This is a genomic window from Leifsonia sp. GW821-FHT13C09, from assembly GCF_058806435.1.
Genome location: NZ_JBXAPS010000005.1, coordinates 140,881 through 162,596 on the forward strand (window position 1 = coordinate 140,881; position 21,716 = coordinate 162,596).

At 70.7% G+C, this 21,716-nt stretch carries 24 protein-coding genes; 13 read left to right on the forward strand and 11 right to left on the reverse strand.

All coding sequences use genetic code 11. The features are described 5' to 3' along the window. Positions 1-7: 7 nt before the first annotated feature. The 9 genes from AC1ROW_RS16470 to hemL all read left to right on the forward strand — a co-directional run bounded on the left by AC1ROW_RS16470 (position 8) and on the right by hemL (position 7,180). On the forward strand, positions 8-322 hold the full coding sequence (locus AC1ROW_RS16470) for a hypothetical protein (RefSeq protein WP_493019975.1): 315 nt from the start codon (positions 8-10) through the stop codon (positions 320-322). A gap of 47 nt (positions 323-369) precedes the next feature. Further along, positions 370-780, forward strand: coding sequence for a phage holin family protein (locus AC1ROW_RS16475; protein WP_493019976.1), 411 nt, complete (start codon positions 370-372; stop codon positions 778-780). Then, positions 770-985: a DUF3618 domain-containing protein gene (locus AC1ROW_RS16480; protein ID WP_493019977.1), complete on the forward strand. Its 216-nt coding sequence runs from the start codon at positions 770-772 to the stop codon at positions 983-985. Before AC1ROW_RS16475 ends, AC1ROW_RS16480 begins: the two co-directional genes overlap by 11 nt. 73 nt (positions 986-1,058) lie before the next feature. Further along, complete coding sequence (gene hemQ, locus AC1ROW_RS16485) at positions 1,059-1,793, forward strand: hydrogen peroxide-dependent heme synthase (protein WP_493019978.1); 735 nt, start codon at positions 1,059-1,061, stop codon at positions 1,791-1,793. Continuing rightward, a complete protein-coding gene (locus AC1ROW_RS16490; protein WP_493019979.1) occupies positions 1,790-2,986 on the forward strand; it encodes a ferrochelatase in 1,197 nt (398 codons plus the stop codon). Before hemQ ends, AC1ROW_RS16490 begins: the two co-directional genes overlap by 4 nt. Continuing rightward, positions 2,983-3,981 (forward strand): hydroxymethylbilane synthase, encoded by a 999-nt coding sequence (gene hemC / locus AC1ROW_RS16495; RefSeq protein ID WP_493019980.1) that lies wholly within the window; start codon positions 2,983-2,985, stop codon positions 3,979-3,981. Before AC1ROW_RS16490 ends, hemC begins: the two co-directional genes overlap by 4 nt. Then, positions 3,978-4,772 carry a uroporphyrinogen-III synthase gene (locus AC1ROW_RS16500; protein ID WP_493019981.1) on the forward strand — a complete coding sequence of 265 codons (795 nt, stop codon included), beginning with the start codon at positions 3,978-3,980 and terminating at the stop codon, positions 4,770-4,772. Before hemC ends, AC1ROW_RS16500 begins: the two co-directional genes overlap by 4 nt. 60 nt (positions 4,773-4,832) lie before the next feature. Further along, positions 4,833-5,804, forward strand: a complete 972-nt coding sequence (gene hemB / locus AC1ROW_RS16505; protein WP_493020133.1) for a porphobilinogen synthase — start codon at positions 4,833-4,835, stop codon at positions 5,802-5,804. Continuing rightward, positions 5,801-7,180 carry a glutamate-1-semialdehyde 2,1-aminomutase gene (gene hemL / locus AC1ROW_RS16510; protein ID WP_493019982.1) on the forward strand — a complete coding sequence of 460 codons (1,380 nt, stop codon included), beginning with the start codon at positions 5,801-5,803 and terminating at the stop codon, positions 7,178-7,180. The genes hemB and hemL overlap by 4 nt, the downstream gene beginning before the upstream one ends. 16 nt (positions 7,181-7,196) lie before the next feature. Here the strand turns inward: hemL and AC1ROW_RS16515 are convergent, their stop codons facing one another. The 5 genes from AC1ROW_RS16515 to AC1ROW_RS16535 form a co-directional block, all read right to left on the reverse strand. Further along, complete coding sequence (locus AC1ROW_RS16515) at positions 7,197-7,433, reverse strand: hypothetical protein (protein ID WP_493019983.1); 237 nt, start codon at positions 7,431-7,433, stop codon at positions 7,197-7,199. A gap of 38 nt (positions 7,434-7,471) precedes the next feature. Next, positions 7,472-8,725: a sugar ABC transporter permease gene (locus tag AC1ROW_RS16520; protein WP_493019984.1), complete on the reverse strand. Its 1,254-nt coding sequence runs from the start codon at positions 8,723-8,725 to the stop codon at positions 7,472-7,474. Next, complete coding sequence (locus AC1ROW_RS16525; protein WP_493020134.1) at positions 8,725-9,561, reverse strand: ATP-binding cassette domain-containing protein; 837 nt, start codon at positions 9,559-9,561, stop codon at positions 8,725-8,727. Before AC1ROW_RS16525 ends, AC1ROW_RS16520 begins: the two co-directional genes overlap by 1 nt. Before the next feature lie 142 nt (positions 9,562-9,703). After that, a complete protein-coding gene (locus tag AC1ROW_RS16530; protein WP_493019985.1) occupies positions 9,704-10,822 on the reverse strand; it encodes an ABC transporter substrate-binding protein in 1,119 nt (372 codons plus the stop codon). 149 nt (positions 10,823-10,971) lie between these two features. After that, positions 10,972-12,153 (reverse strand): ROK family transcriptional regulator, encoded by a 1,182-nt coding sequence (locus AC1ROW_RS16535; protein ID WP_493019986.1) that lies wholly within the window; start codon positions 12,151-12,153, stop codon positions 10,972-10,974. Between the two features lie 161 nt (positions 12,154-12,314). Here AC1ROW_RS16535 and AC1ROW_RS16540 point away from each other — a divergent pair, with 161 nt between their 5' ends. Continuing rightward, entirely contained in the window at positions 12,315-12,701 is a 387-nt protein-coding gene (locus AC1ROW_RS16540; RefSeq protein ID WP_345838631.1) for a hypothetical protein, read from the forward strand. A gap of 102 nt (positions 12,702-12,803) precedes the next feature. Continuing rightward, on the forward strand, positions 12,804-13,565 hold the full coding sequence (locus tag AC1ROW_RS16545) for a DUF3800 domain-containing protein (RefSeq protein ID WP_493019987.1): 762 nt from the start codon (positions 12,804-12,806) through the stop codon (positions 13,563-13,565). 156 nt (positions 13,566-13,721) lie between these two features. Here the strand turns inward: AC1ROW_RS16545 and AC1ROW_RS16550 are convergent, their stop codons facing one another. Further along, on the reverse strand, positions 13,722-14,111 hold the full coding sequence (locus AC1ROW_RS16550; RefSeq protein WP_493019988.1) for a DUF1304 domain-containing protein: 390 nt from the start codon (positions 14,109-14,111) through the stop codon (positions 13,722-13,724). Between the two features lie 24 nt (positions 14,112-14,135). Here AC1ROW_RS16550 and AC1ROW_RS16555 point away from each other — a divergent pair, with 24 nt between their 5' ends. Next, positions 14,136-15,359, forward strand: coding sequence for an FAD-dependent oxidoreductase (locus tag AC1ROW_RS16555; protein ID WP_493019989.1), 1,224 nt, complete (start codon positions 14,136-14,138; stop codon positions 15,357-15,359). 8 nt (positions 15,360-15,367) lie between these two features. Here AC1ROW_RS16555 and AC1ROW_RS16560 read toward each other — a convergent pair whose 3' ends face one another. Genes AC1ROW_RS16560 through AC1ROW_RS16570 form a run of 3 tightly spaced genes read right to left on the reverse strand, consistent with a single transcriptional unit; the run spans position 15,368 to position 17,614 of the window. Continuing rightward, positions 15,368-15,748: a DUF1304 domain-containing protein gene (locus tag AC1ROW_RS16560; RefSeq protein ID WP_493019990.1), complete on the reverse strand. Its 381-nt coding sequence runs from the start codon at positions 15,746-15,748 to the stop codon at positions 15,368-15,370. 28 nt (positions 15,749-15,776) lie between these two features. Further along, positions 15,777-16,799: an acrylyl-CoA reductase (NADPH) gene (gene acuI / locus AC1ROW_RS16565; RefSeq protein WP_493019991.1), complete on the reverse strand. Its 1,023-nt coding sequence runs from the start codon at positions 16,797-16,799 to the stop codon at positions 15,777-15,779. Positions 16,800-16,837: 38 nt separating this feature from the next. Continuing rightward, positions 16,838-17,614, reverse strand: coding sequence for an isocitrate lyase/PEP mutase family protein (locus AC1ROW_RS16570; protein ID WP_493019992.1), 777 nt, complete (start codon positions 17,612-17,614; stop codon positions 16,838-16,840). Positions 17,615-17,659: 45 nt separating this feature from the next. On the opposite strand from AC1ROW_RS16570, the gene AC1ROW_RS16575 reads away from it, so the two are divergent. Further along, positions 17,660-19,192, forward strand: a complete 1,533-nt coding sequence (locus AC1ROW_RS16575; RefSeq protein WP_493019993.1) for an LssY C-terminal domain-containing protein — start codon at positions 17,660-17,662, stop codon at positions 19,190-19,192. On the opposite strand, the gene AC1ROW_RS16580 is transcribed toward AC1ROW_RS16575, so the two are convergent. Together AC1ROW_RS16580 and trhO are read right to left on the reverse strand one after the other, a co-directional pair. After that, positions 19,099-20,682, reverse strand: coding sequence for a Na+/H+ antiporter (locus AC1ROW_RS16580; protein ID WP_493019994.1), 1,584 nt, complete (start codon positions 20,680-20,682; stop codon positions 19,099-19,101). The two genes, AC1ROW_RS16575 and AC1ROW_RS16580, sit on opposite strands and share 94 nt — an antisense overlap. 108 nt (positions 20,683-20,790) lie before the next feature. Then, positions 20,791-21,678 carry an oxygen-dependent tRNA uridine(34) hydroxylase TrhO gene (gene trhO / locus AC1ROW_RS16585; RefSeq protein ID WP_493019995.1) on the reverse strand — a complete coding sequence of 296 codons (888 nt, stop codon included), beginning with the start codon at positions 21,676-21,678 and terminating at the stop codon, positions 20,791-20,793. Positions 21,679-21,716 lie beyond the last annotated feature (38 nt).

Genomic DNA, 21,716 nt, shown 5'->3' on the forward strand with positions numbered 1-21,716 from the left:
GGACGGAATGCGGGGCAAGATTCTCTTCGTGACGGGTGCGGCGGTGGGCTACGTGCTCGGCACGCGCGCCGGTCGCAAACGCTACGAGCAGATCAAGTCGGCCACGCTGAAGGTCTGGGAGTCGCCCGGGGTGCAAAAGCAGGTGAACGCCGCCGAGGACTTCGTCGCCCAGAAGGTCGGCGAAGTGCCCGAGGCCCTCTACAACACGGTCAGGAAGGCCGTCGCCCGGGCGAACGAGCGCCGTAAGGAGACCCGTTCCCGCTCCGGCAAGCCGGGGGTGGCCGTCGTCCCCGTCACGCGAGATGATCCTGAGACGGCCTGATCGGGTCGCGAACTGTCAGAACAGGTGTCCGGAAGGGCGGTGAGCCGTTGACCGATCGAGAACGTGCCAGGTCGCAGTCGCTGGGTGAGCTGATCGCGTCGCTCCCGCGGCTGGTGATCCAGCTGGTCAAGGCCGAGCTGGCGAACCTGAAGGCCGAGTACGCCGAGAAGGCGAAGTATGCCGGGATCGGCATAGGGCTCTTCGTGGTCGCGGCGGCATTCCTCTTCTTCGCGCTCGGCGTTCTCGTCGCCGCGGCGATCCTCGGGCTCGCGCTGGTGCTGCCCGGCTGGGCCGCCGCACTCATCGTCTTCGGCGCCCTCCTCGTGATCGCGGTGATCCTCGCGCTTGTCGGCGTCGGCTCGCTCAAGCGGGTGGACGGTGCGGCGCCCAAGGAGACCATCGCCAGCGTCAAGTCCGACGTCGACGCCGTGAAGGGGCTGGGCAAGTATGACAACTGACCGAAGCGGCGTCGAAAGGGCCCGCGCCGACCTGGCCGCGACCATAGACGCCATCCAGTACAAGGTCAACGTGCCCGCGCGAGCGTCCGAGCGGTTCCGGAGGCTCCGCGACGAGAACCCGATGGCCCTGGTCGGCCTGGCGGTCGGCGTGGCCGTCGCCGTCGGAGGTGCGGTCTGGGGGATCGTCGCCGCCTCCCGACGCTGACGCACCACCCTCGGGCCGCCGACGCGGCCCACCCGGTTTTTGCCTTCTCAGCTTTGCGAGGGAGACTGTCGGTATGAGTACCCCGGCTGCCGTTCCGGCAGAGTCGACCGCCCCCGAAGACACCGCCCCCGAAAGCCCCAGCGGCTTCACCCTATGGGCCGTCCTGCGCCGGGACCCGGCGCGTCCCGACGACCTCGACGGAACCGACGTGCCCGCGGCCGTCCGGGAGCTCGAAGGCGTCATCGCCGACATCGAGTTGCAGGGCGTCGTCACCCGCGGGCTCTACGACGTCAGCGGCCTCAAGGCCGACGCGGACATCATGGTCTGGCTGCACGGTCCCGAGGCCGAGGCTCTGCAGTGGGGCCTCCGCCAGCTCCGTCGCACCCGCCTGTTCAAGGCGCTCCTTCCGACCTGGAACGCGATGGGCGTGCACCGGGACGCCGAGTTCAACCGGCAGCATGTCCCCGGCTTCCTGCGCGGCAAGGAGCCGAAGGGGTGGCTCTGCGTGTACCCGTTCGTGCGCAGCTACGACTGGTATCTGCTGCCAGAGGAGGACCGCTCGAAGATGCTCGCCGACCACGGCCGCAAGGGCGCCGCGTTCCGCGGAGTCCTGGCCAACACCGTGGCCGCGTTCGCCCTCGGCGACTACGAGTGGATCCTGCCCTTGGAGTCCGACGAGCTCACCGACCTGGTCGACCTGATGCGCGACCTCCGCTACACGGAGGCCCGCCGCCACGTGCGCGAAGAGGTGCCGTTCTACACGGGTCGCCGCATCCAGCCCGCCGAGGTCGTGGAGGTGCTGCAGTGAACGGCGCCGACCTGACCGGGACGGAGGCCGTTCCGCGAGTCCTCGGCGCGACCGAGGCTGCCGCGTCCGGCCCGGAGCACGTGACCGAGCCGGTCGCCTACGACGCGATCCTCCTCGCCGGCTTCGGCGGACCGGAGGGTCAGGACGACGTCATCCCGTTCCTCCGCAACGTCACCCGCGGCCGCGGCATCCCGGAGGAGCGCCTGGAGGAGGTCGCGCACCACTACCGCCACTTCGGCGGCGTGAGCCCGATCAACGACCAGAACCGCGAGCTGAAGGCCGCGCTGGAGGCCGAGCTGGCCTCGCGCGGCATCGACCTCCCCGTGCTGTGGGGCAACCGCAACTGGGACCCGTACCTGGAGGACGCCCTGGAGGAGGCCCGGGAGCGCGGCCTCACGAAGCTCATCGCCATCGCGACCAGCGCGTACTCCTCCTACTCGAGCTGCCGCCAGTACCGCGAGGACTTCGCCCGCGTGCTGGAGGAGAAGGGTCTGGAGGGCACCATCCAGATCGACAAGGTGCGCCAGTTCTTCGACCACCCCGGCTTCGTGGAGCCGTTCATCGAGGGCGTGCGGAACGCGGTCGACGAGCTGCGCGAGCGCGTCCCGGGCATCGACCCGGCGACCGAGATCCGCATCCTCTATTCGACGCACTCCATCCCGTCGACCGATGCGGCCAAGTCCGGCCCGGCCGAGCGAGGCTTCGGCGAGGGCGGCGCTTACGCGGCTCAGCACCTGGCCGTCGCGGAGGTCGTCTCGCAGGAGGCCACCGGCGGCGTCATCGGCTGGGATCTGGTCTACCAGTCCCGCTCCGGGCCGCCGTCGATGCCGTGGCTGGAGCCCGACATCAACGACCGGATCGCGGAACTCCCCGCGCTCGGCGTCAAGGCCGTCGTCATCGTGCCGCTCGGGTTCGTGAGCGACCACATGGAGGTGCTCTGGGACCTCGACAACGAGGCGATGGAGACCAGCGAGGAGAACGGCCTCGTCGCCGTTCGCGTGCCCACCCCCGGCACCCACGCCCGCTACGTGAAGGGCCTGGTCGACCTCGTCCTGGAGCGCCGCGACGGCGTCCCGGTCGAGCAGCGCCCGGCGCTGACCACGCTCGGCCCCTGGTACGACGTGTGCCGCCCGGGCTGCTGCGAGAACGTCCGCCTCGGCTTCAAGCCGGCCGCCGCGGGACTCGCGCCGTGAGCGGCACGGTGAGCAGGGCCGAGGGCGCGTCCGCGCGCCGTGACGGCGTGCTGCGCATCGGCACCCGCGGCAGCGCGCTCGCGGTCGCGCAGACGACCGCCGTGGCCGAGTCGATCGCCCGGGCGACCGGGCTCGACATCGAGCTGGTCACCGTCACGACCCACGGCGACACCTCGCGCGAGTCGCTGTCGGAGCTCGGCGGCACCGGCGTCTTCGCCACCGCACTGCGGGAGGCGCTGCTCGCCGACGAGTGCGACCTGCTCGTCCACTCGCTCAAGGACCTGCCGACCGCGCAGGCGGCCGGGCTGGTCATCGGCGCCGTCCCCAAGCGGGCGGACGCGCGCGACGCGCTCTGCGCCCGCGACGGCCAGACGCTCGAGACGCTGCCGGAGGGCGCGAAGGTGGGCACCGGCTCGCCGCGCCGCGTCGCCCAGCTGAAGTCGGTACGCGCCGACCTGGAGGTCGTCGACATCCGCGGCAACGTGGACACCCGGCTCGGGAGGGTGGCCGAGGGCGACCTCGACGCCGTCGTGCTCGCCGCCGCGGGCCTCGGCCGGCTCGGCCGCCTGGACGCGGTGACCGACTTCTTCGCGCTGTCGCAGGTGCCGACCGCTCCCGGCCAGGGCGCGCTCGCGCTGGAGGTCCGGGCGGGCGAGCAGACCGGCCGCGGCGATGTGGCCCGAGCGCTGAAGGCCGTCGACCACGCGACCACGCACGCCTGCGCGATCGCCGAGCGCGCCGTGCTCGCAGGGCTCGAAGCCGGTTGCGCGGCCCCGATCGGCGCATCGGCGCTCGTCGATGACGGCCTCCTGTTCCTCACCGCCACCGTGTACCGCCCGGACGGTACCGAGCGGCTCACGGCCTCCCACGCCGCCACTCCGGACTCCTTCGGCCTCGCCGAACTCGTCGAGGCGGCACACGAAGTCGGCGCCCGCGTGGTGGCCGAGCTGCTCGGCGCGGGGGCCGCCGACCTGGCCCCGCTCGGGAGCGAATGATGCCCTCCACGCCGTCTTCTCCGAAGCCGCTCGCCGGCTGGCGCGTGCTCGTGCCCCGGGGAGGTCCGTGGGGCGACTCGGTCGCCGCCGATCTTCGCGCGAAGGGCGCGTCGCCGGTCGTGGCGCCGATGATCAACTTCGCGCCGACCGCGGATGCGCCGGCGCTGGACGCCGCCCTTGCGCGGCTCGCCGCCGGCGGCTTCGACTGGGTGACCGTCACCAGCGCGACGACGGTGGACGTGCTGAGCGCCGCCCGCGCGGTCGTCCCGCCCTCCACGCGGATCGCGGCCGTCGGCGAGACGACGGCCGCCGCGCTGGCCGCCGCCGGCTACAGCGTCGACCTGGTCCCGGCGGAGGACAACTCCGCGCGTGGACTCCTCGCGGACTGGGAGGCCGCGACCGAGGGCGTCGTCCCGCTGCGCATCCTCACCCTCCGCTCGGAGATCGCCAAGCCCCTCCTCACCGAGGGGCTGCGTCGTATCGGCCACGACGTGGAGTCGGTCGTCGCGTACCGCACCGTCGGCATCCCCGTGCCGGAGAGCATCGTCGCGGAGGTGCGGGAGGGCCTCGTGCAGGCCATCCTCGTCACGAGCGGCTCCGTGGCCGAGCAGGTGCAGGTGCAGCTCGGCCCGATCCCCGAGAGCACCCTCGTCGCCGCCATCGGCCCGCAGACCGCCCGCGACGCGCGCGAGTACGGCCTCCGCGTGGACGTGATCGCCGCCGAGCGAACCGCGACCTCCCTCATCGAGGCCGTCGCTGCCACGGCGGCCGACCGTTCCGCCGCATCCTGAACTCTGCCGTGTGCGGCGGGCACCCAGCAGCGCGGGCGTAGGCTGGGGAGAGTGAGTGAGTTGCATCCTGTTGTGCGGCCCCGGCGCCTTCGGCAGTCACCTGCCATGCGCCGGCTGACGGCCGAGACCCGCCTTCACCCGGCCGAGCTGATCCTCCCGTTGTTCGTGCGGGAGGGCGCTGCCGAGCCGCAGCCGATCGCCTCCATGCCGGGTGTCGTCCAGCACAGCCTCGACTCCCTGAAGCGAGCGGCCGTGGAGGCCGCGGAGGCCGGCGTCGGCGGCGTCATGCTGTTCGGCGTCCCCGAGACCCGGGACGCCATCGGCACCGCAGCGACCGATCCGGACGGCATCCTCAACGTCGCCACGCGCGCCCTCGCCGCCGAGGTGGGCGACGCGCTCGTCGTGCAGACCGACCTGTGCCTGGACGAGTTCACCGACCACGGCCACTGCGGCGTGCTCGACGGCGAAGGCCACGTCGACAACGACGCCACGCTGCTGCGCTACCGCGACATGGCCATCGCGCAGGCGGAGGCCGGCTCCCAGCTCCTCGGCCTCAGCGGGATGATGGACGGCCAGGTCGCCGCCGTGCGCGACGCGCTCGACGCTGACGGCCGCACCGACGTCGTGATCATGGCGTACTCGGCGAAGTACGCCTCCGGCTTCTACGGCCCGTTCCGGGAGGCTGTCGACTCGCAGCTCTCCGGCGATCGCCGCGCCTACCAGCAGGACCCGGCCAACCGCCGCGAGGGCCTGCGCGAGGCGCAGCTCGACCTCGCCGAGGGGGCCGACATCCTCATGGTCAAGCCGGCGCTGAGCTACCTCGACGTGCTGAGCGATGTGGCGTCCATCAGCGACGTGCCGGTCTGGGCCTACCAGGTCTCCGGCGAGTACGCGATGGTGGAGGCTGCTGCCGCGAACGGCTGGATCGACCGCGAGCGCGTCATCGAGGAGACCCTGATCGGCGTGCGCCGCGCGGGCGCCGACGCCGTGCTCACCTACTGGGCGACCGAGGTCGCAGGATGGCTGCGATGAGCGACTTCTATAACACCGATTCCGCGAACACCGGCGCACAAGACCTCCAGGGCCTGGCCGACGGCGCCGCCCTCGGCGACATCAACCTCGCCCAGTTCGAGCGAGCCCAGCGCGTGATCCCGGGCGGCGTGAACTCGCCGGTCCGCGCCTTCCGCTCGGTCGGCGGCACGCCGCGCTTCATGGTGTCCGCGCACGGTCCCTACATCGTGGACGCGCAGGGCCGCGAGTACGTCGACCTGGTCGCGTCCTGGGGCCCCGCGATCCTCGGTCACGCGCATCCCGCCGTGATCGACGCCGTGCAGGCGGCAGCCGCGCGCGGGCTCTCGTTCGGCGCCTCGACACCGGCGGAGACCGAGCTGGCGGAGGCCGTGCTCGGCCGGGTGCCCTTCGTCGACAAGCTGCGGCTCGTCTCCACGGGCACCGAGGCCACCATGACCGCGATCCGCCTGGCGCGCGGCTTCACCGGCCGTCCACTGCTGATCAAGTTCGCCGGTCACTATCATGGCCACTCCGACAGCCTCCTCGCCGAAGCAGGATCGGGCCTCGCGACGCTCTCGCTGCCCGGCTCGGCCGGCGTAACGGAGGCCACGGCCGCACAGACCCTGGTGCTCCCGTACAACGACCTCGACGCCGTCCGCGCCGCCTTCGAGGCGAACGGCCCGGACATCGCCGCCGTCATCACCGAGGCCGCCGCCGCGAACATGGGCGTCGTGGCCCCGGACGAGGGCTTCAACGCCGCGCTGACCGATCTCGCGCACGAGTACGGCGCGCTCCTCATCCTCGACGAGGTGCTCACCGGCTTCCGCGTGAGCGAGGCGGGCTTCTGGGGGCTGGACCGCGGCTACACGCCCGACCTCGTCACCTTCGGCAAGGTCATCGGCGGCGGGATGCCGCTCGCGGCCGTCGGCGGACGTGCGGAGCTCATGGACTTCCTGGCCCCGACCGGCCCGGTCTACCAGGCAGGCACCCTGTCGGGGAACCCGGTCGCGGTCGCGGCCGGTCTCGCCACGCTGGCGAACGCCGACGAGGCGGTGTACGACCGGCTGGACGTCGTGGCCGAGACGCTGTCGGGCGCGGTCTCCGACGCCCTGGCCGCGGAGGGTGTCGCCCACCGCGTGCAGCGGGCGGGCAACCTGTTCAGCTTCGTCTTCGGCGATTTCGCCGCCGCGCCGCGGACGTACGCCGAGGTCCAGTCGCAGGAGGCGTTCCGCTACCGGCCGTTCTTCCATGCGATGCTCGACGCGGGCGTCTCGCTGCCGCCGAGCGTGTTCGAGGCGTGGTTCGTCACTGCCGCCCACGACGGCGCTGCTGTCGCTCGCATCCTGGACGCCCTCCCGGCCGCCGCGCGCGCCGCCGCCGCCGCCACGCCCGCCTGAGCCGACGTCCGTCGGCTCACTCGTCGGCGGCGGAGGGCTCGCGCGAGAGCGATTCGACGTAGGTGTAGGTGGCGGACGCCGGCCACCCGTCCGCGTCGAGCAGCGCGTAGACGTCGAAATTGAGCGTCCCGCCGCCGCCGGCCGCGCGCCGCAGCGTGCGCGGCGGGATGTCCGATGACGCCCGCACGGTCACGGTCTGCGGATCCACGCCGGAACGGAGAAGGCGGGCGTGGAAGGTGGTGGTTCGGGTCACCGGTCCACCTTCTCACACCCGCCCGGAGCGCTGTCCGGCTAGCCTTGCCCGTGCGTTTCGCGCGAGCGGCGGGACAGCGAGTCGATGATCACGGCGAGCAGCAGGACCGCGCCGGTGATCATGAAGCGGTACGACGAGTCCAGGTTGAGCAGCGTCAGGCCGTTCGAGATGGACTGGATGACCAGGATGCCCAGCAGCGCCGACCATGCGGAGCCACGGCCGCCGAAGAGGCTCGTGCCGCCGATGACCGCCGCGGCGATCGCGTTCAGGTTCGTGTCCGTTCCGCCCGATCCCGCGCTCACCGACGCCAGCCGGGCCGCGGCGAGCAGCCCGCCGATCGCGGCGAAGGTCGAACACAGGATGAACACGCTGATGAAGATGCGGTTCACCTTGATGCCGGCGCGGCGTGCGGCCTCCACCGACCCGCCGACCGCGAACACCGAGCGGCCCCACTTCGTGCGCGTCAGGAAGAAGTTCATGATGACCACGAGGACCACGAAGAACAGGAACATCGCGCCCGTGCCGCGGTCGGTCGAGAGGTACCAGACGGCGATGCAGAGGCCGAGCAGGAGGAGTCCCGACTTGATCAGGACCAGCGCCATCGACCCTTCCGAGAGACCGGCGTTGCGCCGGCGGATGTTGCGCCGCCAGTCCGACCAGAACATCGAGAGCGCGGCGATCGCGGCCAGCGCGTACGCCGCCCACGGTGGGAGGAAGGTCTGCTGCGCGAACTTCACGATCCACGAGTCGTAGGGGATGTTGATCGAGCTGTTCGGCCCGAGGATCCACAGCTGCACGCCCAGGAAGCCGAGCAGGCCGGCCAACGTGATCACGAAGCTCGGCACGCCGAACCGGGTGAACAGGATGCCGTAGAGGAGGCCGATCACCGACCCGGCGAGGATGGCGACGATCACCGTCACCGCGAGCGGCCAGTGCAGCTGGGTGAAGCCGACGCCGAGGATAGCGGCGGCGACACCGCTGACGGAGCCGACCGACAGGTCGATCTGGCCGAGCAGCAGCACGAGGACGATGCCGATGGAGATCGTGCCGATCGCGGCGCATTGCAGGGTCAGGTTGACGAGGTTGTTCGCGCTGAGGAAGTTCGGGTTCAGGATCTGGAACACGAGCCAGATCACGATCAGCCCGACGACGACGGGCAGCGAGCCGAGGTCGCCGCCGCGCACCCGGCGACCGAAGGCGCGTACCGCGCCGCTCAAGCCCTCCTCGCGGATGAGGCGCTCGTCCTGGAGGTCGGCCGCGAGCTGGGCCGGAGTCTCTGGTGCCTTGGTCATCAGGCCTGGTTCCCTTCGCTGTTCTCGATGCGCTCCACGCGCTCCTCGATGCGTTCGGCCCGCTGCGCGACGACGTTGTCCGTGGCGCCGGTGATCGCCGAGATGATCTCTTCGTAGCTGACGTCGGGGACGCGGAAGTCCCCGTTGTTGCGGCCGAGCCGCAGGACGGCGACCCGGTCGGCCACCGCCTGCACGTCCGCCATGTTGTGGCTGATCAGGATGACCCCGAGGCCTCGCTCGCGCAGCCGCTCGATGAGGTTGAGCACCTCGGCCGTCTGGGCGACGCCCAGCGCCGCAGTGGGCTCGTCGAGGATGACGATGCGCGGGTCGCCGATCAGCGACCGGGCGATCGCGACCGTCTGCCGCTGGCCTCCGGAGAGCGACGCGACCGCGATGCGGACCGACGGGATGCGCGCCGACAGCTGCCGCAGCAGGCTCCACGACCGCTTCTCCATCTCTTCCTCGTCGAGCGTTCCTCGGGTGATCTCCCGGCCGAGGAAGAGATTGGAGACGACGTCCAGGTTGTCGCAGAGCGCGAGGTCCTGGAACACCGTCGCGATGCCGAGGCCCCGGGACGCCGCGGGTGACGGGATGCTGACGTCCTGACCGTCGAAGGTGATCGTCCCGGCGTCCTGCGGGTGAACGCCCGCGAGGATCTTGACCAGGGTCGACTTGCCGGCTCCGTTGTCGCCGACGAGGGCGACGACCTCCCCCGGGTAGACGTCGAGGTGGATGTCGGTGAGCGCCTGGACGGCTCCGAACCCCTTCGACACCCCCCGCAGCGAGAGGACGGGCTGTCGGCTGGACCGCTCCTGGTCGGTGACCGGGGATTCCATCGTCACGGCGTTCTCCTTCGGGCCTGACGCGATGCTGTCGCGTGGTGCTGGATACTGCTGGGCTAACTGTATGGCGGAACCACCCGGCCCGAGGATGCGGAATCCGCGCCCCGGGCCGGGTGGCCCCTGGTGGTTCTTTCGATTACTTGATGCCGTACTTGTCGCACGCCGCCTTGTAGTCCGGGGTGCAGATCTTCGCGACGGAGTCGGGACCGTAGAACTGGTCCTTCACGACCGTGGTCTCGATGTTGTCCGTGGTCACCGCGACCGGGGTCAGCAGGATGGACGCGATCTTCGCGCCGCCCTTGGTGTCGACCTGGGTGGTCTGCTCGGACGGCTTCTGGCCCTTGGTCAGAGCGACGGCGAGGGTCGCAGCCTGCTCGGCCTCCGGCTTCAGCGCCTTGTAGACGGTCATGTACTGGTCGCCTGCGAGGATCCGCTGGATGCCCGCGAGCTCAGCGTCCTGACCGGTCGTCGGGGGCAGCGGGCTCAGGTTGGCCGCCTTCATGGCCGCGATCGCGCCACCGCCGGTGCCGTCGTTCGCCGCGTAGACGCCCTTGATCTGGCTCTTGAACTGCGAGACCTGGCCGGACACCCAGTCCTGGGCCTTGGCGGGGTCCCATCCTGGTGTGTCGTACTCGGCGAGGACCTTGAAGCCGCTCGAGTCGATCACGCTGTGCGCGCCCTTCTTGAAGAGAGTGGCGTTGTTGTCCGTCGGCGAGCCGTTGACCATCAGGATGCCGCTGCCGGAGGCCACGTTGTCCTTCTTCAGCTTCTCGACCAGCGCGGTCGCCTGGAGCTGTCCGACCTTCTCGTTGTCGAACGAGATGTAGTAGTTCAGGTCGGGGCTGTTGATGAGGCGGTCGTAGGAGATGACCGGGATGTTCTTGGCCTTCGCCTCGCCGACGATCGACGCCGCGGCCTCGCCGTCGAACGGGTCGAGGACGAGCACCTTGACGCCCTGGGTCAGCATGGACTCAGCCTGCTGCTGCTGCTTGCTGGCGTCGCCGTCCGCGTTCGCGTACAGGACCGTGCAGCCGGAGCAGAGCGACTTGACCTTCGCCTCGAAGTAGGGCTTGTCCGCCGCCTCGTAGCGGGCGGTGACGGAGTCGGGGAGGAGGAGACCGATCTTGGCGTTCGCGGCGCCCGACGCGTTGTTCGTCGAGCTGTTGCCGGAACCGTTCGAACAGGCTGTGAGGGTGAGGGCTGTGGCCAGGATCGCGGCGGACACCATGACCGCTCTCTTGGTGGCGATCTTCATTGAAAAACCTCCGATTCGAAGCCGCCGACGTTGGCGACTGGGTCGAGTGTGTCAGTGCCCGCCGTTTGGCGTCAATACTTGAATTCAAGCTTTCGATAACGGTTCGTCACGGACGGGGGTCAACGGGGGACACGGGTCGGGCGCCCGTCTCAGACCGCGACGCCTCCGCTCGTGATCGAGATGCTGTCGACCGCGTGGGCCACCGCGCCGAGCGTGGCCGCCCGGACACCGAGCTGGCCCTGGACGATGTCGGGCATCAGTTCCTGGTTGACGATGATCGAGCGTTCCACCGCGTGCCGCATCGGGCCGAGCAGGAGCTCCCCGGCCCGGGCGAGCTCACCGCCCACGACCACCCGCTCGGGATCGAGCAGGTTGCAGAGGTTGGCCGTGGCGACCCCGATGTGCCGGCCGGCGTCCGCGATTGCGCGGATGCAGCGGGCGTCCCCGGCCATCGCCTGGAGGACGACGTCGCCGAGCTTCAGGCTGCCGAGGTGGTCGCGCAGCTCGTCCAGGACGGCCGGACCCCCGGCGATGGCCTCCAGGCAGCCGCGGTTGCCGCAGCGGCAGAGTGGGCCGTTCTCGCGGATCGTGGTGTGGCCGAACTCGCCGGCGACGCCGTTGTTCCCTCGGAAGAGCTGACCGTTGAGCAGCAGGCCCGCGCCGATCCCGTCGCCGACATCGAGTGTGATGGTGGTGCGCCTTCCGCGCCCGGCGCCGAGCCGGGACTCCGCCAACGCGGTGAGGTTGGCGGCGTTGTCGATGAAGACCGGGCGCTTCACCCGGCGCTCCAGGGCGTCCGCGATCACGACGCCGTCCCAGCCGCGCATGATGCCGCTGCGCGCGATCGTGCCGGTCGCCCGGTCGAGCGGCGCCGGCACGGCGAGCCCCACAGCCAGCACCTCGTCCCGGGAGGCGTCGACCGAGTCGAGCATGTCGTTCAGGAGCAGCGCCACCTTGTCGAGCTCGTTGTCGGCGCGGTGGTCCTTGGCCAGCGGCATGTGGTTCTCGGCCACGACGGTGTTGGCCACGTCCGCCAGCGCGACGCGCAGGTGCCGGGGGGAGAAGTGGACGCCGACGACGAGCCCGAGCGCGTGCGCGAGCGTGACGTGCTGGGCACGCCGGCCGGACCGGATGCTCTGCGTCGTATGCAGGACGCCGGAGGTGGAGAGCTCCTTGACGATGTTGGAGACTGTGGCCGGGGAGAGCCCCGTCGCGCCGGCCAGCTCCACCTGCGTCAGGCCGCCGTGCTTCTTGATGGCGTCGACGATCCGAGCCCGGTTGGCTTCACGAAGTGAAGTCTGCGAGCCCGGAGTCCGCCGCTGCGTTGCCACGACGAGAAGGATACATGCCGGTGCGGTTTGCGGATCATGAGAGTCCTGCGACCTCTGCGGCCCCGGTTCGCGGCCGTCCTTCGCGGCCCTCCAAGCCAACGGTTACGGGTTTGTGAGATTCACGACCCCCTGCGGCCCCGGTGGGCGGGCAGGATAGACCTATGGCCGACCTGCACGTTCACCCCGACCGCCTGGAGATCCACCTCACCCGGGCCGAGAAGGTGCTCTCCGTGCGTCGGGAGGATCTGGTGATCCCGCGGGAGAGCATCCGATCGGTCGCGATCACGGAGGATCCGTGGATCTGGATCCGCGGCATCCGCGCCCCGGGAGCTGCCGTCCCCCTCACGCTCTCGGTCGGGACCTGGAAGTTCCACGGCGGCAAAGACTTCCTGCTCATCAAAGGAAAGCAGCGCGCCGCCGTGGTCGTCGATCTGGACGGCGAGGAGTTCTCCCGCGTGATCGTGTCGACGCCGCACGCGGCGAAGCTGGTGGAGGCACTGCGCGTCGACGTGGGGGAGATCCCCGCGGATGGCGAGATCATCGACTGAAGGGTCGCCATGGAAAGATGTGAGATATAGATTTCCATTTCACATTCGGCGAACTGGGCGCGGCTCGTGGATTCGAGCCGCTGATTCCGACATCCTGAGGCGATGCTGCTCGCCTACATCGATGAGTCCGGGAACACGGGCGACGTGTCCTTGGGCGGGGCCACTTCCCATTACGTCCTCGGATGCGTCCTGATCAACGCCGATCAATGGTCATACGGGTTCGATGAGATGGTTGCCTTCCGCCGTCGCCTTCGGGATCGATTCGGGTTGCCTGTGAGGGCCGAGGTGAAGGCGAACTACCTGATCCGATCAAGTGGACCATTCCGACAGCTCGACCTGGCCCCGGGGGAGCGTTCACTCATCTATCGGGCACACCTCGACATGCTCGGTCGAATCGAGGCGCGGGCGTTTGCGGTCGTGATCGACAAGCAGCGCAACGCACGGAGCGGTCCTTCATGCTTTGAGTTCGCCTGGACCACTCTGCTGCAGCGGCTGGAGCGAACGACGCACTATGAGAAGCAGAAGATGATGATCATCCATGATGACGGCGAGAACGACGCCGTCCGTCGGATCGTGCGCAAGGCGCGGCGGTTCCTCACGGCGGGAAGCATTACCGGCAACGGGAGCCTCCGCGTAGATGCCAAACATTTCGTGGACGATCCGGTACCGAGGTCGTCACAAGAGTCGTATCTCGTCCAGATGGCCGATTTGGTGGCCTATGCCGGATGGCGCGCCCTCGTCCCGCCGAGTCGTTCTGTTGCGGCAGTCGTGCCGCAGAACACATGGACCCACGTCGGCAGCGCGGTCCACGGAGCCGTGAACCGACTGGCGGGCGGCACGCCGGGCGTCGTCGTCCGGCAATAGAAAAGGCCCCCGGCATGACGCCGGGGGCGGGAAGCGCCTACCCCCGACATACGTCGGGATCAGCACTTACCCTCACGATAACAGCCCTCCCGATGCGGTTCGGGACCTGCTCCGGTATTTCGGAGATGTCTTGTGAGACCGCCCCGCGCCCGCGGCTCACCCCGCGTGCGCGACCGAGAACAGCAGCAGCCCGGCCAGCGGCGGCAGCCCCTGCAGCAGGGCCGCGCCCCAGAACCGCCGGCCCGTGGTGACCAGCACGACCGCGGCCAGGACCATGCACGCCCCGGCGAAGAACATCAGCCCGAAGCCGACGTGCCGCAGAGTCGTCCAGTAGAGCACGAGCCCCACCGCCGCGCCGCCGGCGAGGAACAGGTTGTAGAAGCCCTGGTTGTAGGCCATCGGCCGCACCACGTCGGCGTCGCGCTGCGTCGTGAGCCCGAACCGCCGCCACACGCTCGGCGATGACCACAGCATGCTCTCCATCGCGAAGAACACGAGGTGCACGACCGCCGCGAGCGCGATGAGGACGGAGCCGAGGATCGCCATGGGGGGAGACTACGCTGCGTGGTGATGGAATCGCTGCAGGCATCCTGCGCCATCTCCGGGGGTGGACCCGCCGGGATGATGCTCGGACTGATCCTCGCGCGCGCGGGGCTCGACGTGGTCGTGCTGGAGAAGCACGCCGACTTCTTCCGCGACTTCCGCGGCGACACCATCCACCCGTCGACCGTCGGCGTGCTCGGCGAGCTCGGGCTGCGGGACGCCTTCCTCGGCCTCCCGCACACCAGCATCCGCACGCTGGACGCGGTGGTGGACGGCACCCGCCTGCATCCGATCGACTTCGGGAGGCTGCCGCCGCCCGACGACTTCCTCGTGCTCGCCCCGCAGTGGGACTTCCTGACCTTCCTCGCCGAGCAGGCGGAGCGGTACCCGAACTTCCGGCTGCTGCTGAGCACCGAGGCGACCGGGCTGATCCGCAACGGGGACGTCATCCGGGGGTTGTCGGCCCGCGGACCCCATGGCCCGGTGGAGGTGGAGGCCGACCTCACCGTCGCCGCGGACGGCCGCGACTCCGCTCTCCGCGCCGCCGCGGGCCTCCGGCCCAGGCGCTTCGGCGTTCCGATCGACGTCATCTGGTTCCGGCTGCCGAAGCCCGGGCAGTCCAAGCCGTCGACGCTCGCCTACCTGGGCGACGGCGCGATGGTGATCACGATCGACCGCGGCGACTACTTCCAGACCGGCCTCGTGATCGCGAAGGGCGGCATCGACGAGTTGCGCGCGGCCGGCCTGGCGGCTTTTCGCGCCGCCGTCGCGGGCGCGGCCCCGTTCCTGCGCGAGCCGTTGGAGACGATCACCGACTGGGAGTCGCTCAAGCTGCTGAGCGTTCAGATCGACCGGCTGCCGCGCTGGTACCGGCACGGCTTCCTCGCGATCGGGGACGCCGCGCACGCGATGTCCCCGGCCTTCGGCGTCGGCGTCAACTATGCCGTCCAGGACGCCGTCGCGACAGCGAACGCGCTCGCCGCAGCGTTGCGGGACGGTCCTGTCGATCTCCGGCTCCTCGACGCCGTGCAGCGCCGCCGCCTCCCGCCCGTCGAGTGGATGCAGCGGATCCAGCTCGCGGCGCACCGTCGCATCACCCGTCGGCCCGGCGCCGGTCCACTGCTCCCGCCGGCGCCGTCGCCCGCGCTGCGCCTGGCGATCGCCGCGGCGACCCCCGTCGCCCAGCGGGTCAGCGCGCGCCTGATCGGCCGCGGCCTCCGCCCGGAGTCGGTCGCGCGCTCGTTGCGCTGAGCGCCGGTCTACGAGAACAGCATGAGCACGATGCCGATCAACGGCAGGGTGCCCTGGATGAGCGCCGGACGCAGATACCCGCGGCCGGTCGTCACGAGCACGACGGACGCCGCGAGCATGCTCGCCATCGTGAAGTAGATGAGTGCCAGCCCCGCCGCGTGCGCGCCCACGCCGAACAGGATCAGCCCGAGCACCGCCCCGATCGCGAGGAAGAGGTTGTAGAACCCCTGGTTGTACGCCATCGGCCGTGTCGTGTCCGCCGCGGCCTGGTCGGCGACGCCGAACCGCTTCCACACGGCCGGCCGCACCCAGCCGACGCTCTCCATGAAGAAGATCCCGACGTGGAGCGCAGCAGCCAGCGTGACGACGACGGTCGCGAGGACGATCATGCGGTCAGCCTAACGGCAGCGGCGCAGGTCAGGCCCGAACGTCCACCACCGTTCGCCCGCGCAGCCGCCCCGCCAGGAGGTCGTCCGCCGCCGGGATCGCCTCCGCGAGTGGGATGAACCGGGTCATCGCAGCGAGCGCCTCCTCGTCCAGGTCGGTCGCCAGCCGCCGCCAGGCCGTCTCGCGGAGGGCCGCCGGCGCCTCCACCGAGTTGATCCCGACCAGGGTCACCCCCCGCAGGATGAACGGCATGACGGTCGCAGGCAGGTCTGGCCCCTGCGCGAGCCCGCACGCCGCGACGGTCCCGCCGTAGCGGGTCTGCGCGAGCACGTTCGCGAGCGTGTGGCTGCCGACGGAGTCCACCGCCGCGGCCCAGCGTTGGCTCTGGAGCGGGCGGCCCTCCTCGGACAGCTCGGCGCGGTCGATGATCGCGCTCGCACCGAGATCGGTCAGGTACCCCTCCAGCTCCTCCGGCCGCCCGGTGGAGGCCGTAACCGGGTAACCGAGTTTCGCCAGCAGGGCGATCGCGACCGACCCCACGCCGCCCGCGGCCCCGGTGACGAGCACGCTCGATCCCGCGGCACGCACCGCCTCCGGCTCGACCCCGTTGCGCTCCAGGGCGAGGACGGCCAGCATCGCCGTGAACCCCGCGGTCCCGATCGCCGCGGCCTGCTCGGAGCTCAGCGCGTCCGGCACCCGGACCAGCGCGTCCCCGCGCACCCGTGCGCGCTCGGCAAGCCCGCCGTGGTGGCTCTCGCCGATCCCGTCGCCGTTGAGCACGACCCGCTCGCCAGGACGCCAGCGCGGATCGTCGGAGGACTCCACGACGCCCACCAGGTCGATGCCCGGGATGAGCGGCGACACCCGCGCGACCCCCGGCTTGCCCGCGATCGCGAGGCCGTCCTTGTAGTTGAGGTCGGAGAACTCGACGGCGATGGTCACGTCCCCCGGCAGGAGGAAGGCGTCGGTCAGCCGCCGCACCTCGGCGGTGTGCGCGAGGATGCGGGAGCCCTCCTTCTCCTGCTCGATGACGATGGCGCGGAAGTCGTTCATGCTTGTCCTTCGGTCGTGGCGGCGGGCGGGAGGCGGGGCTAGTTCAGGATCGGCACACCCTCCTGCAGCTGGCCGCCCGCGTACAGCTCCGCCGCCGTCCGCTGCAGCGCGGCGAGCGCCACGCGCTGCGTCCACGGCCCGTACGAGACGCGAGCGACCCCCAGCTCGTGGAGCCGTGCCGGCGGCAGCGACCCCGGGACCGCGATGACGCTGAGCTTCCGCACGCCGAGCCCGGCGACGAGCTGCGTCACCGTCTCCTCGTCCAGCCGGCCGGGCACGAACACGCACGTCGCGCCCTCCTCCAGGAACGCGCGCCCGCGACGGACCGCCTCCTCCGTCTTCTCCGCCGCCGTCGGGTAGGCGTTCCGGAGCCACACGTCCGTGCGCGCGTTGAGGGCGAAGGGCACGCCCTCGGCGTCGGCCGCCGCGACGGCCGCGCGTACGTTCGCGACGGCCTCCTCGAACGGACGCACCCGATCCTCCAGGTTCGCCCCGACCGCGCCGACGCCGATCGCCCGGCGGATCGTCTCGCCCGGGTGCCCGTAGCCGGCTTCGAGGTCGGCGCTCACCGGCAGGTCGGTGGTCGCGACGATGCGCCCGATCATGTCGAGCATCAGGTCGGGCGGGATGTTCTCGCCGTCCTCGTAGCCGAGCGTCGCCGCGATCGAGTGGCTGGCCGTCGCCAGCGCGCGGGTCTCCGGGAGGGCGGCGACGGCCTTCGCGCTGATCGCGTCCCAGACGTTGACGACCTGCAGCAGTTCGGGGGCGTCGTGGAGGCGACGCAGCTCGGCGCCGCGTTCGGTGATGGAGGTCATGACGCCACCCTACGACCCGCGCCCGGCGCGCTCTAGGATGAGCGCATGGCGGGCGCCGCTGAGCCGGAGGGGCCGCCGCGAGCCCAGCTCGCGGACGGCGGTGGAGGGCCGTCCGATTCGCCGTCCACTGTCGCAGCCGGTCCGGCCAAGACGCTCTCCGCGACCGGCCGGCGGGTGTCCGTCAACGCCGTCGTCGACAACGTCTTCTTCGTGTTCGGGGGCGCCGCGGCCGTCTGGCTGGCGTGGCTCATCGTCACCGAGAGCTTCTCGTGGGGTTGGTTCCTGCTCCTCTTCTTCGTCGTCTTCTGGGTCGTCCTCGCCTACCTGGTGCTGCCGCGCCTGCATCGCATCCTCACCCAGATCTATGTGCCGGACTACTTCATCGGCCGCGCCCGCACCAGCGACGGCCTCCTCGGCGACCCGATCAACCTGGCGCTGCTCGGATCGGAGGCGCAGCTCGACGAGGCCATGACCGCGGCCGGTTGGACCCGCGCCGACGACGTGACCGCCGCCTCCAGCCGCCGGATCATCACCTCCACGCTGCTGCGCCGCAGCTACGACGAAGCGCCGGTGAGCCCGCTCTTCCTGTTCGGGCATCAGCAGGACGTCGCGTACCAGCAGGAGGTCAAGGGCAACCCGGCGAAACGCCACCACGTCCGGTTCTGGCGGTGCCCGGAGGGCTGGCTGCTGCCGGGCGGCCACCGCGTCGAGTGGCTGGCGGCCGGGACCTTCGACCGCTCGGTGGGCTTCTCGTTGTTCACACTCCAGATCACGCACAAGATCGACGCGAACACCGACATCGAGCGCGACCACATCGTCTCGACGCTCGTCGGCGCGGACGTCGGCGTGGAGGTCGCGGTGATCCGCGACTTCTCGTCCGGCTACCACGCGCGCAACGGGGGTGGTGACGCCATCGAGACCGACGGCGACCTCCCCGTCGTCGACCTGTCGGAGGTGCTGGTGGAGCCGCGCGCGGTCGCGGTCGCCGCGGACGCGGACCAGCGGAGGCTCGCCCGCGCCGAACGCCGGCCGGTGCCGACCACGCTCGGCTTCCTGCTCATGCTGCTCCGCGTGCTGGCGGGCGTGCTGACCGTGGTGCTCACGGTCCTGGCGTGGCCGCTGTTCATCCGGTCCGAACTCGTGTCGACGACCGGCAAGGCCCTCACGGCCTCGGAGCAGCAGAGCGCCGATCTGGTCTTCGGCCTCGCGATGGGGCTCTTCGCGGCCGGTCTGGTGTTCTACTTCGCGATCGCCCTGCTCGTGTTCACCGGGAGCAACTGGGCTCGCATCGTCGCCATGTCGTACAGTGCGCTGCTGATCGTCCTCGCCGCGGTGGACTTCTTCAACGGCGGCGAGCAGGTCACCCTCCGCACCAACATCCTCGGCCTCCCGCTCGACATCCTGGTGGTCCTCGCCCTGTCGTCGCAGCGAGCCCGGCTGTGGGCCCGCCGCCCCCGGGTGCGCTCGCGACGCGGAGGGGCCGCTCACATCAGCTTCTTGCCTTCCGCTCCTCCTGCCTTCAGCGCCGACTCCTCCGCGTCCAGGAACGCGAGCACCGAGCGCACCGCCGGCTCCTGATACCGCCCTTCCGCCCGCGCTTCGAGGACCGCCTGCCGCTCCGCCACGATCATCGAACGCCGCAGCTTCCGGTACTCCAGCGGAGCCGCGACCTCCGCGTCGGGCGCCGGATTCTCCAGCGCTTCCGAGAGGAACACCGCGTTGACCCGCAGCCGCTCGATCACCCGTTCGTCCTCCCGGCCGGTCACCTGCGACTCCAGGTGCTCCAGCCCCGCCGCCTGCGCCTCCGCGAGCAGCCGTTCCATCTCACCGGCCTCCTGGGCGAAGTCCGGAGGCGGCAGCTTCAGCCGGCGGATGACCCAGGGCAGGGCGAGCCCCTCCAGCAGCGTCGCGACCACCACGACGAACGCCAGGAACTGCAGGAACTCCCGGTGCGGCGTCGACGGCGGCAGCAGGAACACCGCCGCCAGCGTCACCACCCCGCGGATCCCGGCGAACGACACCGCGATGCCGGTCGGCCAGGTCCACCCGCGCTCCCGCAATCGCTGCGGCCCGTAGCGGTAGAAGGAGGTCGTGCCGACCATCCAGAGAAAACGCGCCAGGAACAGCGCCACCAGCACCGCGATGCTGATCCACACCGTCTGCGCCACCGTGATCCCCGAGCGGAACGCCGAGTTCAGGATGCTCGACAGCTCCAGCCCGATGAAGAGGAAGACCGCGTTCTCCAGCAGGAACTCGATCGTCCGCCAGTTGATGGTCTCTGCGATGCGGGCCTCCGCCGTCTGGATCGTGGGGGAGCGGTAGCCGAGGTAGAGGCCCGCCACGACGACCGACAGGATGCCCGATCCGTGCAGGAACTGCGACGGGATGAACGCCAGGTACGGCGTGATCAACCCGATCGAGGTGTCCAGCACGGGGGAGCGCAGCTGCTTGCGGATGAGCGAGAGAACCCACCCCACCAGCAGCCCCATCCCGACTCCGACCACGACCGCGATCACGAAGTCACCGGCGATGGCCCACGGATTGACGACGCTGACGATCGCGGCGATGCTCGCGTTGAGCGCCACAAGAGCGGTCGCGTCGTTGAGCAGGCTCTCGCCCTCCAGCACCGTGACGAGTCGCCGCGGGAGGTGCACGCGCCCCGCGATCGCCGTCACCGCCACCGTGTCCGTCGGGGCCACCACCGCCCCGAACGCGAAGGCCGCCGCTACCGTGATCGCGGGCACCACCAACCACGTGGTGAAGCCGACGACGACCACCGTGAACACCACCAGCCCCACCGACAGCAGCAGGATGCCGTCGCGCCTGGCGCGGACGTCGACGATCGAGGTCTGGATGGCCGCCGCGAACAGCAGCGGAGGCAACAGCCCGTAGAGCACGAGCTCCGGTTCCAGCGCCACGTGGGGCACCCCGGGGATGAAGGACGCGATCGCGCCCACGACCACGAGCACGACGGGCGCCGACCAGTTGACGCGCCGCGAGAGGCCCGTGACCGTGACCGTCACCACGACGAAGGACACGATCCAGACGATGGTGATGACCGGATCCATGAAGTTCATCTTGGCCGCAACGCGAAACGGCCAGCAATGGTTCCCGCGAATCGGTGGAGAAGGCGCCGATCCCGCAGCCTGTGGAGGACTACCGGTACTGCCGCCGCCTCACGCAGCGTGCGCGGCGCACTCCACCACGTCGCACTCCTCGCACACCACCAGTTGCTCCCGGCACGACAGGTCGCTGCAGTTCCGCATCAGGTCGGTCGCCGCCCCGCATCCTGCGCAGCGCCCGACGACCGCGGTGTGGTCGGAGAACCGCACAGATCCGCGTCCGTCGAACACGTACAGCGAGCCCTCCCAGAGGCCGTCGTCGCCGAAGCGCTCGCCGTAGCGGACGACGCCGCCGTCGAGCTGGTAGACCTCGCCGAAACCGCGCGACCGCATCAGTCCCGACAGCACCTCGCAGCGGATGCCGCCGGTGCAGTACGTCACGACCGGCTTGTCCTTGAGGTGGTCGTACCGCCCGCTGTCGAGCTCGGCGACGAACTCGCGGGTCGTCGCCACCTCGGGCACCACCGCGCCGCGGAACCGTCCGATCTCCGCCTCGAACCGGTTGCGCCCGTCGAAGAACACCACGTCGTCGCGTGACTCCAGGAGCGCGTGCAGCCCGTCAGGGTCGAGCCGCTCGCCTCCGCCGACGACCCCCGAGTCGTCCACCCGGAGCTCGGAAGGAGCCCCGAACGAGACGATCTCGTCGCGCACGCGCACCGACAGTCTGGGGAAGTCCAGGCTGCCGCCCGACTCGTCGAGTCCCGACCCTGCGCTCCACTTCACGTCGAGGTCGTGGAACGCGGCGTACTCCTTCGTCTTGCGCAGGTAGCGCTTGAGCGCCCCGAGCTCACCGCCCAGCGTCCCGTTGATGCCGTCCTTCGACAGCAGGATGCGCCCGCGCAGCCCCAGCGCCTCGCAGAGGTCGCGCTGCCAGAGCCGCACCGCGTGAGGGTCGGGCAGCGGGGCGAAGGCGTAGTAGAGGAGCACTTTCGGGACGGGCACCGGGGGATGCTAGCAGCGGCGACTGCGAGAACAGACAG